The following is a 15958-nucleotide window of genomic DNA, read 5'->3' as shown; positions in this document are numbered from 1 at the left end:
ACTCGTCATGTTTCCATTCTTGTCCGCATATGGTGTACAAGAATGCTTTGTACATGGGGGTATGAACAATGCTGGAGGCTTCTGCGCAGTGGGGCCAGCTTATTACCATTCTGATAATGGCGGTAGCACTGGGTTTGGATGCATTTTCTCTAGGAATAGGAATTGGTATGAAGGGTATTCGATTATTGCATGTACTTCGTATGAGCATTTTAATTGCAATATTTCATGTCCTCATGCCGCTCGTGGGATTTTATGCAGGTGAGTATTTTAGTTCCTTGCTTGGACAAGTTACCTCTTATGTAGCCGGGGGACTGTTACTTCTGCTGGGAGCTCATATGATTTTTAATGCGTTTCGTTCTGGAGAGACCAGTTTCATGGATCACCGTACGTTTACGGGTACATTGATGTTTGCTTTTAGTGTGAGTATTGACTCCTTTTCTGTTGGGGTGACTCTTGGCATGTTCCGCACTGACTTATGGCTCACGTTATTTGCTTTTGGGCTGTGTGGATTTCTAATGTCGGTTGTGGGACTACTAATTGGCAGAAGGGTAAATCGCAATATGGGTGAATATGGAGAGGCAGTAGGAGGCGCGATTTTGCTTGCCTTTGGTCTCTTGTTTATTCTCTGACATAAGGCAGCTTGCTGTATAATTTTGCGTATTAGGTCAAAGCAATTTACAATAGAAATGATCTCCTGCAGATGGGGAAAGATTGATATCGGCTTTACAGGCCCTGATGGAGGTGAAGAATATGAAACATATTTTATTTGTTTGTACAGGCAATACATGCCGAAGTCCGATGGCAGAAGGTTTACTTCGCAAAGCCGCAGCAGAACGTGGAGTTGATCTAAAGGTTCGATCTGCTGGTGTTGCAGCAACAGATGGGAGTATGATTTCTCGTCACGCAAAAGCGGTACTTCAGGATCACGATATCCATGACTCGATCACATCTTCCTCACTTACATCGGAACACGTAGAGTGGGCAGACCTTATTTTGACATTAACCGGTTCTCATAAGCAGCATGTGCTTCACTTCTTCCCGAATGCAGCAGACCGAATCTACACGCTGAAGGAATATACGGAGGATGATGTACAAATCCTTGAGGATCTTAAAGAGAGAGATCGTTTGTATGCAGAGCTGGAAATGAAACTTTCGCTTGGTCATGAGATTGAACCAGCCGAGCGTCAGCGAATGATTGAGATCCAGCAGCGTATCCCAAGTTTTGATATATCTGATCCGTTTGGCGGCAGTAAGGAAGATTATGATGTCACAGCGGCAGAAATTCGCTTAGCAGTAGAGCGACTTCTGGATAAGCTGTGATATACAATATAAAAAATTTTACAGTAAGCAATCATAAATGGTTGATTTCTGCCATCTGATGTTCTATGATGAGATGGAATGTAAAAATAGATTCCAGTGTAACTGGCGACAAGTGTGGATTAAACCACGATGGAGCACTGGAAATATCGGCCGGTCGCCTGGGCAAAAGAGCATTTCTGTGCGTATCTATACGTACAGACTGCTCTTTTTTCGTCTTTCGTCATTTTTTTCGTTATAATAAATGAAAAAGGGCGAGGCGAACACATCATTGGTGTTTGTTCACTTGAGTTTTGCCCTTACCTTTTGGTTATGCTCGTCATAGAAGGGAAGGATGGAAGGCAATGGAACAACATAAGTCTGATTCAGAATGGCATGAGCTTGTCCAGCATACCGCAGAGATTCTAAGGGAACTCGCTGAAGCTGGGGATTTAGGTCCTGGAAAAGTCGTTGTGGTTGGAACGAGCACAAGCGAAGTAGCCGGCAAACATATTGGTACAGGCGGTGCTTTAGAAATTGCCCAGTCCTTACTTAGTGGGATCAACGAGGTAAAGGAATCTTTTGGTTTTGAAGTTGTATTTCAATGTTGTGAGCATCTCAATCGGGCACTCGTGATGGAAAGGCAATTACTCGAACGCTTAGGTCTGACCGAGGTTTCTGCAATACCGATTCCAACAGCCGGCGGCTCTATGGCAGCAGCAGCTTACCGTTCTTTGACAGAGCCTTGCCTCGCGGAGACGATCGAAGCTCATGCAGGGATGGATATTGGAGAGACACTCATAGGGATGCATCTTCGCAGAGTGGCCGTACCCTATCGTACGAAAAGACGGTATATTGGCGAGGCTCGTGTGACAACAGCGATAACAAGACCGAAACTTATCGGGGGTCAGCGCGCAGTGTATCAGATGGAAACATCAAGTAATACCTCAACATGTGATTAACTTTTTTTCATATTATTTTATTTCTTAGGAGGAATTATCATTATGGAACAATTGCGTAAAAGTGACCCTGCTGTACTGGAAGCTATGAATTTGGAACTGAAACGTCAGCAAAATAACATCGAATTAATTGCATCCGAGAATATCGTATCTGAAGCAGTTATCGAAGCAATGGGCTCTGTTCTTACGAACAAGTATGCAGAAGGATACCCAGGCAAACGCTATTATGGCGGTTGTGAACATGTGGATATCGTAGAAGATATCGCTCGTGATCGTGCAAAAGAATTGTTCGGAGCAGAGCATGTGAACGTTCAGCCTCACTCTGGTGCACAAGCAAACATGGCGGTTTATCTTGCAGCATTGAAACCAGGCGATACCGTTCTTGGTATGAACCTGGCACATGGCGGTCATTTAACGCACGGCAGCCCGGTGAATGCTTCCGGTCTTTTGTACAACTTTGTTTCTTACGGTGTACAAGAAGATACGTTCCGTATTGATTATGATGATCTCCGCAAAGCGGCATTTAAACATCGCCCTAAAATGATTGTAGCAGGTGCGAGTGCTTATCCGCGTACGATTGATTTTGAAGCTATTGCTAAAATTGCACACGATGTTGGTGCGTTGTTCATGGTCGATATGGCTCACATCGCTGGTCTAGTAGCAGCTGGCCTTCATCCAAGTCCAGTTCCGCATGCGCACTTTGTTACTACAACAACACACAAAACACTTCGTGGACCACGCGGTGGTATGATTATGACGACCAAAGCATGGGCAGCAGCGATTGATAAAGCGGTATTCCCTGGTTCACAAGGCGGACCTTTGATGCATGTAATCGCGGCAAAAGCAGTAGCTTTGGGTGAGGCATTACAGCCATCATTTAAAACGTATGCTCAGAATGTGGTGAAGAACGCTCAAGTATTGGCAGAAACCCTGATCGCTGAAGGTCTCAATGTCGTATCTGGCGGAACAGACAACCACTTGATGCTTATTGATACACGCAGTGTAAACATTACGGGAAAAGAGGCAGAACATGTCCTTGATTCCATCGGTATTACAGTGAACAAAAATGCAATCCCATTTGATCCTACCAGTCCTTTTGTAACGAGCGGTATCCGAATCGGTACACCTGCGGCTACTTCCCGCGGTATGGATGAAGCGGCTATGGTCGAGATTGGCAAGATCATCGCTAAGACACTGAAAAACACGAAAGATGCGGCTGTTCTTGAAGAAGCAAAACGTCAAGTTACAGAGCTTACAGATAAATTCCCTCTTTATCCTGATCTGAAGTACTAAAATTGAGTATTATTACCCATACTAATAAATAGCTTTCGCAAGCTATTTATTTCATGTAGACCGAAGCTGCTTTATGTAGTTTCGGTCTTTTTTGATTGATGTCCGGAAGCTGTCACGGTTTATAGTGTAATTTGAGGATAGGGAATGATATAATATACAAGATTTATCGACAGGTTTTGTTTCTGTGAGCAGGAACTGCCCGGAGTTGATAATGGAAGATGAAACTACCGGAGGGACAAACAATGGGAAAATTGGTGGTATGTGATCACCCGTTGATTCAACACAAATTGACAATTATTCGTGACATGCGCACGAACACAAAGGATTTTCGCGAACTTGTAGATGAAGTAGCAACTTTAATGGCTTACGAAATTACACGTGATATTCCACTCGAAACAATAACTGTACAAACCCCTGTTGCAGAAACAGAAGGGAAAGTAATTTCGGGCCGTATGCTCGGACTTATTCCGATTCTTCGTGCAGGACTGGGTATGCTTGATGGCGTAGTGAAACTCATTCCGGCGGCAAAAGTAGGACACGTAGGACTATTCCGCGATCCTGAAACATTGCAGCCTGTTGAATACTATACGAAGCTTCCAACAGACGTAACAGAGCGTGAACTCATCGTGATTGACCCGATGCTGGCAACTGGCGGATCTGCTATTGAAGCGATCAACGTACTTAAGAAACGCGGTTGTACTCAGATTAAGATGATGAACCTGATTGCGGCGCCAGAAGGTGTGAAAGCAGTTCAAGAGGCACATCCTGATGTAGATATCTATGTTGCTGCAATGGACGAGCGCCTCGATGAGCATGGTTACATCATTCCGGGTCTTGGAGATGCGGGAGACAGACTGTACGGAACCAAGTAAACAAAATCGGAATAAAAAGGGGCTCTTGAGCAATGTCTAAAATTAAAGTGATGACGGTATTCGGAGTGCGCCCTGAAGCAATCAAGATGGCTCCACTCATTTTGGAGCTGGAACGTCACTCCGAAGATATCGAATCCATAGTATGTGTAACGGCCCAGCATCGTCAGATGCTGGACCAAGTACTTGAAGTTTTTAACATTACACCGGATTACGATCTGGATGTCATGAAAGAGCGCCAAACTCTGAATGAAGTTACCGTTCGTGTACTGGAAGGACTAGAACCCGTCCTGCGGGAAGCGAAGCCTGACATCGTTCTGGTTCATGGAGATACCCTGACTACGTTCCTAGCGAGTTATGCTGCTTTCTTACAGCAGATCAAGGTAGGTCATGTAGAAGCGGGACTTCGTACCTGGAATAAACTTTCTCCATACCCAGAAGAAATGAACAGACAGCTAACAGGGGTTTTGGCAGATTTACACTTTGCTCCAACAGATATGTCCGGGGGCAATTTACTGCGTGAAAATAAATCGGAATCAAGTGTATTTGTCACAGGCAACACCGTTACAGATGTGTTTCAATATACAGTACGCGAAGATTATACCCACCCTGTGCTGGAGTTTGCTAAAGGAAAAAGATTGATTTTGATGACGGCGCATCGCAGAGAATCGCAAGGTGAGCCACATCGAAATATATTCAAGGCGGTAAAACGCATTGCCGATGAATTCGAGGATATTGCAATTGTCTATCCCGTACATCCAAGCCCAGCCGTTAAAGAACCAGCTTATGAGCTGCTAGGAAACCATCCGCGTATTAAGCTGATTGATCCACTTGATGTGGTAGATTTCCATAACATTTATCCACACACGCATCTGATCCTAACAGATTCCGGTGGAATGCAGGAAGAGGCTCCTTCATTCGGAGTGCCTGTTCTTGTTCTTCGTGATACAACGGAAAGGCCAGAAGGGATTGAGGCAGGAACACTGGAACTGGTTGGTACTGATGAGGAAAATGTATATGCAAGAACAAAAGCATTATTAACGGATTCAGAACTGTACGCTTCGATGAGCGAAGCGGCTAATCCTTACGGTGATGGACATGCATCTGAGCGTATTGTCAGTGCGATTTTGCACTATTTCGGTAAAAAAAGCGAACGTCCCGAGACTTTTCACAGAAAGTTCAAAAAATAATTCAAGCCTTCAACGTTTAATATAGACAGTAGAGCGTACAGTTAAACTGTACGGTTTATAAGGGTTTGAAAGATTTTCTGATTTTCTTTCAAGATTTTTCAGTGTTTCTTACAGCCAGAACAGGTTGTTCTACCGATTGACAAACGCTTAAACCATTCAGTAAGATAATTGGGATTGGACAAACTTGACACATTTTTCATCTTTTTCTCTTGATCTCAGAGGGAAGAGAATATTAACTCATTTTCCATATACAGCGCTTTCTAGGGATGGGTTGTGTCTTATTATGAATCAGGATAAACCGTGGTTGATTGCTTTGAGTATCGGTGGTTCAGGCATCCTGCTGGCTGCTTACATAACGATCGGATACTTTATAGGAAAGTGGCTCATGAATGCTGTGAATGGACCAAGTTTTTGGATTGCTATTGGCTGTCTATCAGGTCTCATTTTAGGTGTTCTAAATATAGCCCTTTTTATTAAGAAGTTTTTGGGGGAACAAAATGAATGATTTGTCTTCCATTGTAAATGCTGTTACAAGAGCGACGTTCTTCCTCTTATCGGGATCACTTCTCGTATGGGTGATATTCCCTGAACAACGTCCTTTGTTTTTAGGCCTCATCATTGGTCTTGCAGCAGGGTTGTTTAACTTTAGATATCTGTATATCAAAATTCATCAGGTTTCAGAGAGTGTAGTAACTCCTGGAAGCAAATATGTGAGTTTTGGTTTCTTGTCACGGATGTGTATCTCTCTTCTGGCTATCATGCTGGCTGTGAGATTCGACCAGATATCAGTGGGTTTTACAGTGATGGGTCTTTTCACGGTACAGATTTTGGCAATTCCAATTAGTATCTTGGTGAACGCTAGATCAAGAAAATAACATTACTATGGGGAAAGGGGTGAATAAATCAATATGCATGACTCACCGATTATCGAACTCGGAGGATTGAACATTGACCTTTCCGCTGTTTTAATGCTTACAGTGACGGTGCTATTCGTGTTCATACTTGTTCGTTTGTGTGTTCGGAATCTATCTGTAGAGAATCCTTCTAAAGTACAAAATTTCATGGAGTGGGTCGTTGAATTCGTTCAGAACATTGTGGCAAGTGCCATGCCTTTAAGTAAAGGTAAGCCTTACATAACTTTGGGATTGACACTGATTCTGTTTATTTTCGTATCCAACATGCTTGGTTTGCCGTTCTCTATTATCTCGGAACATCATGAGCCAGCAAGTATATTCGGACACGTAATTGAAGCGACCAGAACTCTTGGTAATGGAGAACATTCAGAAATTCTATGGTGGAAATCTCCTACCGCAGATATTTCGATTACAGCAGGGCTTGCGATTATTATCTTCATTCTAATGAATTATCTTGGATTGAGATACAACCGTAAGCATTACCTGAGACACTACATCGAACCGTTTCCAGTGTTTCTGCCGCTGAATATTATTGAGAACTTGGCGAAGCCGATCGCCCTTGCGATTCGTTTGTTTGCCAATATTTTTGCGGGAGAGATTCTGATCTCAACCATTCTCAAAATGGGATGGATTGGTATTCCAGCCATGATGGCATGGCAAGGATTCAGTATTTTCGTAGGTGCTTTGCAGGCCTTCATCTTCACGATTTTGTCGATGGTGTATATCGCTCAGACAACAATCCACGAAGAACATTAGATTCATTTCCACAATAATAGTAACTCCAAAACTGTTTATAAGTAGAAGGAGATTATTATATTAAGTTAGGTTAACAAAAAAATGTATATATATTTCGAGGAGGAAATTTAAAAATGGAAATGTTAGCAGCAGCTATCGCAGTAGGTTTGGGTGCACTTGGTGCAGGTCTTGGTAACGGTATGATCGTAAGTAGAACAGTTGAGTCGATCGCTCGTCAACCGGAAGCTCGTGGACCATTGCAAACAACAATGTTTATCGGTGTAGGTATCGTAGAGGTAGTACCTTTGGCAGCTACAGTTATCGCGTTCTTGATTATGTTTTCATAATATCAGAAGTAACGGTTTGGCGGGGAGGGCGATGCCATCCGCGCCTTCGTTTTTGTTACGATACAGGAATGAACGGAAAGGAGTGACGTGAGTGCACATTTTATGGGAAAACATTGCTATTACCATTGTTTCGTTCTTGATCCTTTATTGGCTTTTGTCCAAATATGCATTTAACAAGTTGTTCGCTATTATGGAGCAGCGTCGTGAGCTAGTTGCTTCCCAGCTTAATGAAGCAAAACAAACTCGTGAGCAGGCTACCCAATATGTAGAAGAGCAAAAAGCAGCTTTGCAAGAAGCGCGTAATGAAGCTCAAAGTATTATTGAACAATCTCGCAAAACAAGTGTAAACCAAACAGAGCAAATGCTGAATGAAGCAAAACAAGAAGCAGAGCGTCTGAAATTGGAAGCTGTTCGTGCGATTGAGAGCGAGAAAAATAAAGCGGTTGAATCCCTCCGCAGTGAACTTGGAGCGGTATCTGTACAAATCGCATCCAAAATTTTGGATAAAGAAGTTAAGCAAGACAACGTTCAGGAAGAGCTTGTTGAAAAGTATCTGAATGAAGTAGGAGGCAGACCATGAGTAAGGATTCGGTAATCGCCAAGAGATATGCAAAAGCGTTGTTTGAAGTGGCGATCAAAAATCAATCCGTACTGGAAGTCGAAGCCGAGCTTCACGCGGTTGCAACCTCTATTACAGGAGATCGCGACATCGTTAAATTTATCTCTTCTCCAAACGTCAGTGTTGCTTCGAAACTGAGTGTTGTAGACAACAGTCTGCAAGGCAAAGTATCTGAGCCGGTCTTAAATACAATTAAACTGCTGATCGAACGTAACCGAATCCATGCACTGGAATCCGTCGTGGAAAGTTACATGAAATTCGAATCAGATTCACTTGGAATGGTTACTGCGCGTGTGTATTCGACATATGAGCTTAGCCAGGAAGAGAAAGATACAGTAGCTAAAGATTTTAGCACTCGTATTGGTAAACAAATTCGCATTGAAAATGTGATTGATAAAAGCTTGATTGGCGGACTTAAAGTTGCCATCGGCGATACAATTTATGACGGAAGTCTGGCAGGCCAGCTGAAACGTCTAGAACAGTCTTTTACAAGACGAGTAAAGTAGTGAGGGGTGAGGACGCTTGAGTATCAGACCTGAGGAAATTAGTACTATCATTAAAAATCAGATCGAACAATACAAAACGGACATCGAAGTCAGCGAAGTTGGTTCTGTTATCGAAGTCGGTGACGGGATTGCCCGTGTTTATGGACTCGAGAACGTAATGTCCGGTGAGCTCGTAGAGTTTTCTACAGGCGTATTGGGCCTAGCGCTCAACGTTGAAGAAAGCAACGTAGGTATCGTTATCATGGGACCTTACACAGACATTCGTGAAGGAGACCAAGTAAAACGTACAGGACAAATCATGCAAGTTCCGGTAGGGGAAGCTTTGATCGGCCGTGTCGTTAATGCAATGGGACAACCCGTTGATGGCAAGGGTCCGCTTGCAACAGATGAATTCCGCCCGGTAGAGAACCAGGCACCTGGCGTTATGGCCCGTAAATCGGTACATGAGCCAATGCAAACAGGAATTAAAGCGATTGACGCAATGGTACCGATCGGCCGCGGACAACGTGAGCTTATCATCGGTGACCGTCAAACAGGTAAAACAGCGATTGCGATTGATGCGATCCTTAACCAAAAAGGCAGCGGAATGAAATGTATCTACGTTGCTATTGGACAAAAACAATCCACCGTTGCACAAGTAGTTGAAACACTTCGCCGTAATGGTGCAATGGAGTATACAACGGTTGTAACTGCATCTGCTTCTGAGCCTTCACCACTTCTCTACATAGCTCCTTATGCTGGTTGTGCAATGGGTGAGTACTTTATGTACAAAGGTGAGCATGTGCTCGTAGTGTATGATGACTTGACTAAACAAGCATCTGCATACCGTGAACTTTCCTTGCTGCTTCGTCGTCCTCCGGGCCGGGAAGCTTACCCAGGTGACGTTTTCTATCTGCATTCCCGTTTGCTCGAGCGTGCAGCTAAACTGAATGACGAACTTGGTGGTGGTTCATTAACCGCTCTGCCATTTATTGAAACGCAGGCATCTGACGTTTCTGCATATATCCCAACGAACGTAATCTCGATTACCGATGGTCAGATCTTCTTGGAAGCAGACTTGTTTAACTCAGGTCAACGTCCAGCGATCAACGTAGGTATCTCGGTATCCCGTGTTGGTGGTTCCGCTCAGATTAAAGCAATGAAAAAGGTAGCAGGTTCCCTGCGTCTGGATCTAGCTCAATATCGTGAGCTTCAAGCGTTCTCCCAATTCGGATCTGATCTTGATAAATCAACACAAGCTCGTCTGAACCGTGGTGCGCGGATGATGGAAATCCTGAAGCAAGATGTGCATAAGCCACTTCCTGTTGAACAACAGGTTGTCAGCTTGTACACAGCGACTAAAGGATATCTGGATGAAATCCCAGTAGGTGATGTAACTCGTTTTGAGAGAGAATATCTTTCATTCATGGAAAGTAATCACCCTGAGATTCTTGAATCCATCCGTACAACGAAAGAGCTTACTGCAGATAATGAAGCCGCTTTGAAAAACTCTATTGAGAAATTCAGAAACAGCTTCTCTAGATCATCGAACTAAGCCGCATCGTATTCCATATCAAAGAACCAAAGAAGGGCTGCGCGAACACAACGTACGCCGCAGTCCCTCTTTCTTATATGAAGTAAATGGATATAAAGATAGTTTTGACTTCGTCAAAACTTTAAGTAACGCTCTCGAAGTTAGTTTTGACTTCGTCAAAACTTAAGTTAATGCTTTCGAAGTTAGTTTTGACTTCGTCAAAACTTAAGTTAATGCTTTCGAAGTTAGTTTTGACTTCGTCAAAACTTTAAGGTGGTGAAAACATGGCAAAAGGTATGCGCGAAATCAAGCGTCAAATCAAAAGTGTTCAGAGCACGAAGCAAATTACCAAGGCAATGGAGATGGTTGCTGCCTCTAAGCTTAGAAAAGCGCAGGAGAAAGCAGAAGCTGCTAAACCATATTCCGAGAAGTTGAAGGAAGTGGTAACTAGCATTGCATCCTCTTCTTCAGAGGTTACCCATCCCATGCTGGTGACTCGTCCTGTCAAAAAGACGGCTTACCTCGTAATTACTTCAGATCGTGGTCTTGCAGGTGGATACAATGCCAACGTTCTTCGTCAGGTAACTCTGACTCTAAAGGAACGCCACACCTCTAAAGACGAATATGTTCTGTTTGTAATTGGACGGAAAGGTCGCGATTTCTTCAGACGCCGTGAGCAACCGATTGGTATGGATGTTACAGATTTGTCAGACTCCCCAACATTTGCTGATATTAAATCCATTGCGAACGAAACCGTTTCTGGATTTGAAGCAGGAAAATATGATGAGATCTATATCTGTTACAGCCAATTTGTAAATGCAATTACCCAGATTCCTACGGTTGAGAAACTTCTTCCGATGGAGAGACCGGAGAATAAGAAGACGGAAGCTTCTGCTCAATATGAGTACGAACCTTCAGCAGAGGCAGTACTGGAAGCTCTTTTGCCTCGCTATGCCGAGACTTTGATCTATGGTGCACTTCTGAACGGTAAAGCAAGTGAACTTGGAGCGAAAATGACAGCAATGGGCAGTGCAACGAAAAATGCATCCAAGCTAATTGGTGAATTGTCACTTACTTATAACAGAGCACGTCAAGCTGCGATTACGCAGGAAATTACAGAAATTGTGGCTGGAGCAAGCGCGCAGTCTTAATTTAATTAAGTACGGATAAACAATGAAGCTAGTCAGAATAATGCTCGCTCACATTTATATGAATGGTGACAGGAGGTTATTACTGCTATAGCTTGTAGGAGGGAACTGAAGATGAACAAAGGACGCGTTGTCAGCATTACGGGTGCGGTTGTTGACGTTGAGTTCGACCGTGACGGACTTCCCGATATTAATAATGCAGTTACAATCAACACAAAGACAAGCGATGGTAAAGAAATTAACCTTACGCTTGAAACAGCGAAACATCTAGGCGATAACCGTGTACGCTGTATTGCGATGTCTTCTACAGATGGTCTCGTTCGTGGTGCTGAAGCAATCAATACAGGTGCACCTATTTCTGTACCCGTAGGGGAAGCTACTTTGGGCCGGGTATTTAACGTACTTGGTAATCCAATCGATAATGGCGGAGCAATTGAAACGGCCGTTCGTAATCCGATTCACCGTTTGGCACCTACTTTCGATGAGTTGTCTACACAAGCAGAAATGCTGGAGACAGGAATTAAAGTTATTGATTTGCTTGCTCCATACGCAAAAGGCGGTAAAATCGGTCTTTTCGGTGGTGCGGGTGTAGGTAAAACGGTAACAATTCAGGAACTTATCAACAACATCGCTCAAGAACATGGTGGTATCTCTGTATTTGCCGGTGTTGGTGAGCGTACTCGTGAAGGTAATGACTTGTACCATGAGATGACGGATTCTGGCGTTATTCAAAAGACAGCAATGGTGTTCGGTCAAATGAATGAACCTCCAGGTGCACGTCTTCGTGTAGCCTTGACGGGTCTTACTATGGCTGAGTATTTCCGTGATCAAGAAGGTAAGGACGTTCTTCTCTTTATTGATAACATCTTCCGCTTTACTCAAGCAGGTTCTGAGGTTTCTGCCCTTATGGGTCGTATGCCATCAGCGGTAGGTTACCAACCTACGCTTGCAACGGAGATGGGTCAACTTCAAGAACGTATTACTTCTACGAAAACAGGTTCAGTAACTTCCATTCAGGCGATCTATGTACCTGCGGATGACTACACTGACCCTGCGCCGGCAACTACATTTGCTCACTTGGATGCAACAACGAACCTCGAGCGTAAAATCTCTGAGATGGGTATCTACCCTGCGGTAGATCCACTTGCATCCAGTTCCCGTATCCTTACTCCAGATGTAGTAGGGGAAGAGCATTATAACGTAGCTCAAGGGGTTAAACGTATCCTTGCTCGTTACAATGAGCTTCAAGATATTATTGCGATCTTGGGTATGGATGAGCTGAGCGAAGAAGATAAAATGCTCGTAGCTCGTGCTCGTAAAATCCAACGTTTCTTATCCCAACCGTTCCACGTAGCAGAAGCATTTAACGGATTCCCGGGTAAATATGTTCCTGTTAAAGATACAGTTCGCAGTTTCAGAGAAATCTTAGATGGTAAGTATGACCATCTTCCAGAAGCAGCATTCCTGTACGTAGGAACAATTGAAGAAGCGGTAGAAAAAGCAAAATCAATGGAATAGTCAATTAATCCAACGGATTAATGACCCAAAGATGAGTTGAACTATCCTTCGGATAGAGTTCAGGAGGGATGACAATGAGTACCTTTTTATTGGAAATTGTAACTCCGGAGCGACTCATCTTCTCTGAACAGGTTAATAGCCTGGTTGTACGCGGAGTGGAAGGTGAACTGGGAATTCTTCCTGGTCACGTTCCCTTCGTAACTCCCTTGCAAATTGCACCTGTGTCCATTAAAGCCGATGGAAAGGAACTGAAAATCGCTGTTGCAGGCGGTTTTGTAGAGGTTCGCAAAGAGAAGGTAGTCATTTTGGCTGAGAGTGCTGAACTCGCTTCTGAGATTGATGTAATTCGTGCTAAAGCTGCTCTTGAGCGTGCAGAGACTCGTCTAACATCTAGCGGAAGCCGAGATCAATACGATCACCGTCGTGCTGAAATTGCATTACAAAAAGCAATGAACCGACTTAAAGTATCCGGCAACCTATAGAAAGAAGAACCTGACCATTCGTCAGGTTCTTTTTGTTTTTGAGATTATTTCCGAGGAAATGACAGAAAAAAGACGGATTCGATAATTTTTTGTCTAAAATATAACAATTCAGCGCTAAATTCAGGTTTATGAGTTCCAATGTTGTAAGATTGGTTGACAATAAACAGCGATCCGAATATGATTTCACAGTATGTGAAATATATCATTAACATGAAAGACGGAGGCTGGACATGGATCAACTGATGAATGATCAAGTTAATCAGGCCATTAGTACAAATAGTCTTGTAGCTATGATTATCTCACTTTCCTGTATCGCTATCGCTTGGTGGTCCTTACAGCACTTGAAGCTCGACTTGATTGTAAAGCACCCAAAAAGTGCTCCAGCAAGAATGTTACAGCTACTTTTGGCTATTGTACTGGGACATTTTGTGTCTAAATTCGTAATCGAATATCTCTCCTGGGCACAAATGCTTAAATATTTGTTTTAAAGCTTTCCAGGCTGGTTATATCACTCTTAGGCTCGAACAGGTTAAGACAGCTTTTGTCGAATAACATTATGTTTTTATGTGAACAATGGAATTAAAGATGTTCATTTGATAACAATGTAATATCGTACGTTTATACGTTGATCCGTATGAAATTGTAAAAAACAATGTAAAATGAAAAATTGCTTGTCTCCCATGAACTTTTAATGTTATGATGGAAGTTAGGGGATTAGCAGAATGACTGCTATTTCTTTGTTTTTATTGTTTTTAATCACAGTTTCAAATGATTTCGAATAGAAATGGTCTTATATGATGGAAATCATGGTTTAAATCACAAACTAATTCAAAAAATGAAAAGTGCAAACTATTCTTTTTCTGAAATACGACATCTTGACGAATGTTGAATGATGATGTCGAATTTTCCGACGGGATCGGACGACAAGTGAAAGAGGAATCTCCACTCGTAAGCAGAAAAAGAAAAATAACGCGCGGAGGGAAACAAGATGAGCAAATTTATCGTCCGCGGAGGCAAGAGATTGACCGGAAGTGTCAAAGTCAGCGGCGCTAAAAATTCAGTTCTTCCGATCATCGCCGCCTCTCTCTTAGGGGAAGAAGGAGTAAGCATTATTACAGATGCACCTCCTTTAGACGATGTGATGACAATTAACAAGGTACTGGAATCGCTAGGAGCGGAAGTTACATACCAAAATGAAGTAATTACCGTAGACGCAACGAATCTTACTTCGTGCGAAGCCCCTTACGAATGGGTTACAAAAATGCGGGCGTCTTTCTTGGTTATGGGTCCTCTGCTAACACGTATGGGTTATACAAAAATATCTCTTCCAGGCGGATGTGCGATTGGTACACGCCCGATTGATCAACACCTTAAAGGTTTTGAAGCAATGGGTGCTGAAATCAGCCTAGGACATGGTTATATAGAAGCAAGGTCAAATGGAAAATTGCGCGGAGCCAAAATTTATTTGGATGTTGCGAGTGTTGGTGCAACTGAAAATATTATGATGGCTGCTGTACTTGCAGAAGGAACAACGATTCTTGAGAATGCAGCAAAAGAACCGGAAATTGTGGATCTTGCAAACTACCTGAATGGGATGGGTGCAAAAGTACGCGGTGCTGGCACAGGCGTGATTCGCATTGAAGGAGTTGAAAAACTTCACGGTGTACAACATGCTGTAATTCCAGATCGAATTGAAGCAGGGACGTATATGGCTGCTGCAGCGATTACAGGTGGAGACGTTTATGTCGAAGGTGCAATTTCCGATCACCTTGGCCCTGTGATCTCCAAGATGGAAGAAATGGGAGTAAAGATTATCCCAGACGAAAACGGAGTACGTGTCATTGCTGACGGTCCTCTGAAAGCTGTGGATATCAAGACGCTTCCATACCCAGGATTCCCGACAGACATGCAATCGCAAATGATGGCATTGCTGCTTAAATCCCAAGGAACAAGTGTTGTAACGGAAACGGTATTCGAGAACCGATTTATGCATGTGGATGAGTTCAACCTGATGAATGCAGAGATCAAAGTAGAAGGTCGTTCCTCAATTATTACTGGTGGAGCTAAACTTACCGGAGCGAAAGTAACGGCGACGGACTTGCGTGCAGGTGCTGCTTTGATTCTTGCTGGTTTGATCGCTGACGGCACAACAGAAGTAGGCGGTGTTCATCATATTGACCGCGGTTATGTGCACCTTGCAGAGAAGCTGAACGGTCTTGGAGCAGACATCTATCGTGTATCGGTAGAAGAGCCTAAGCGTGAAGCGAAATCGACAGAATCCGTTGGAACGGAAACAGAAACAGCAAGATTTAAGGTTCAGCCTACGTTAGCTTAAGCTAACGGATAGAATGGAACCCAATGCAACATTGTGTAAGAAAGAATAGAAACCAAGCCTTTATAGGCTTGGTCAGACTGTAGACAAACTAGCCTTATAACTAGTATGTCTACAGTCTTTTTTATTTTACAATAATGACTTATATTGTATGGTCTATCTAAATGAAGATGGTAGAAGGGCAACTGCTATCTTTCTTATGAAATAGAGAAAATACATCATTAGTTACTACTATAG

General features: G+C 43.1%; 18 protein-coding genes and 1 riboswitch. All 18 genes read left to right on the top strand.

Features of this window, described 5'->3' with window-relative positions:
* Positions 1-68 precede the first annotated feature (68 nt).
* The 18 genes from H9647_RS13060 to murA all read left to right on the top strand — a co-directional run bounded on the left by H9647_RS13060 (position 69) and on the right by murA (position 15724).
* A complete protein-coding gene (locus H9647_RS13060) occupies positions 69-629 on the top strand; it encodes a manganese efflux pump MntP (protein WP_191800574.1) in 561 nt (186 codons plus the stop codon).
* Between the two features lie 121 nt (positions 630-750).
* On the top strand, positions 751-1320 hold the full coding sequence (locus H9647_RS13055; protein ID WP_191800571.1) for a low molecular weight protein arginine phosphatase: 570 nt from the start codon (positions 751-753) through the stop codon (positions 1318-1320).
* Between the two features lie 88 nt (positions 1321-1408).
* A riboswitch (ZMP/ZTP riboswitch) is annotated at positions 1409-1491 on the top strand.
* A gap of 170 nt (positions 1492-1661) precedes the next feature.
* On the top strand, positions 1662-2258 hold the full coding sequence (locus H9647_RS13050) for a TIGR01440 family protein (RefSeq protein WP_191800569.1): 597 nt from the start codon (positions 1662-1664) through the stop codon (positions 2256-2258).
* Between the two features lie 39 nt (positions 2259-2297).
* Entirely contained in the window at positions 2298-3548 is a 1251-nt protein-coding gene (locus H9647_RS13045) for a serine hydroxymethyltransferase (protein WP_318245308.1), read from the top strand.
* Between the two features lie 242 nt (positions 3549-3790).
* Positions 3791-4420 carry a uracil phosphoribosyltransferase gene (upp, locus tag H9647_RS13040; protein WP_160032709.1) on the top strand — a complete coding sequence of 210 codons (630 nt, stop codon included), beginning with the start codon at positions 3791-3793 and terminating at the stop codon, positions 4418-4420.
* 32 nt (positions 4421-4452) lie between these two features.
* Positions 4453-5607 (top strand): non-hydrolyzing UDP-N-acetylglucosamine 2-epimerase, encoded by a 1155-nt coding sequence (gene wecB / locus H9647_RS13035; protein ID WP_191800565.1) that lies wholly within the window; start codon positions 4453-4455, stop codon positions 5605-5607.
* Positions 5608-5890: 283 nt separating this feature from the next.
* Positions 5891-6112, top strand: coding sequence for an ATPase F0F1 (locus H9647_RS13030; protein WP_160032711.1), 222 nt, complete (start codon positions 5891-5893; stop codon positions 6110-6112).
* Positions 6105-6482 (top strand): ATP synthase subunit I, encoded by a 378-nt coding sequence (locus tag H9647_RS13025; protein ID WP_160032712.1) that lies wholly within the window; start codon positions 6105-6107, stop codon positions 6480-6482. Before H9647_RS13030 ends, H9647_RS13025 begins: the two co-directional genes overlap by 8 nt.
* A 33-nt stretch (positions 6483-6515) precedes the next feature.
* Positions 6516-7277 carry a F0F1 ATP synthase subunit A gene (atpB, locus tag H9647_RS13020; RefSeq protein ID WP_191800563.1) on the top strand — a complete coding sequence of 254 codons (762 nt, stop codon included), beginning with the start codon at positions 6516-6518 and terminating at the stop codon, positions 7275-7277.
* 113 nt (positions 7278-7390) lie between these two features.
* Positions 7391-7603, top strand: a complete 213-nt coding sequence (gene atpE, locus H9647_RS13015) for a F0F1 ATP synthase subunit C (RefSeq protein WP_091160819.1) — start codon at positions 7391-7393, stop codon at positions 7601-7603.
* A 91-nt stretch (positions 7604-7694) separates the two neighbouring features.
* Complete coding sequence (gene atpF, locus H9647_RS13010; protein ID WP_191800561.1) at positions 7695-8183, top strand: F0F1 ATP synthase subunit B; 489 nt, start codon at positions 7695-7697, stop codon at positions 8181-8183.
* Positions 8180-8728 (top strand): F0F1 ATP synthase subunit delta, encoded by a 549-nt coding sequence (locus H9647_RS13005; RefSeq protein WP_191800559.1) that lies wholly within the window; start codon positions 8180-8182, stop codon positions 8726-8728. The genes atpF and H9647_RS13005 overlap by 4 nt, the downstream gene beginning before the upstream one ends.
* Positions 8729-8744: 16 nt before the next feature.
* On the top strand, positions 8745-10262 hold the full coding sequence (atpA, locus tag H9647_RS13000; protein ID WP_191800557.1) for a F0F1 ATP synthase subunit alpha: 1518 nt from the start codon (positions 8745-8747) through the stop codon (positions 10260-10262).
* A 263-nt stretch (positions 10263-10525) separates the two neighbouring features.
* The gene (gene atpG / locus H9647_RS12995) at positions 10526-11392 is read left to right on the top strand and encodes an ATP synthase F1 subunit gamma (protein ID WP_191800555.1); all 867 of its coding nucleotides are present in this window, start codon (positions 10526-10528) and stop codon (positions 11390-11392) included.
* A gap of 111 nt (positions 11393-11503) precedes the next feature.
* Entirely contained in the window at positions 11504-12907 is a 1404-nt protein-coding gene (gene atpD / locus H9647_RS12990) for a F0F1 ATP synthase subunit beta (protein ID WP_191800553.1), read from the top strand.
* 74 nt (positions 12908-12981) lie between these two features.
* On the top strand, positions 12982-13389 hold the full coding sequence (locus H9647_RS12985; RefSeq protein WP_191800551.1) for a F0F1 ATP synthase subunit epsilon: 408 nt from the start codon (positions 12982-12984) through the stop codon (positions 13387-13389).
* Positions 13390-13619: 230 nt separating this feature from the next.
* Positions 13620-13877, top strand: a complete 258-nt coding sequence (locus H9647_RS12980) for a DUF1146 family protein (protein WP_318245303.1) — start codon at positions 13620-13622, stop codon at positions 13875-13877.
* Between the two features lie 500 nt (positions 13878-14377).
* Complete coding sequence (gene murA / locus H9647_RS12975) at positions 14378-15724, top strand: UDP-N-acetylglucosamine 1-carboxyvinyltransferase (RefSeq protein ID WP_191800549.1); 1347 nt, start codon at positions 14378-14380, stop codon at positions 15722-15724.
* Positions 15725-15958: the final 234 nt, after the last annotated feature.

It is taken from the genome of Paenibacillus gallinarum (assembly GCF_014836635.1).
In the GTDB taxonomy this organism is placed as follows: domain Bacteria; phylum Bacillota; class Bacilli; order Paenibacillales; family Paenibacillaceae; genus Paenibacillus; species Paenibacillus gallinarum.
Note: the sequence above shows the minus strand (reverse complement) of the source record. Positions and strands in the feature narration are given on the sequence as shown.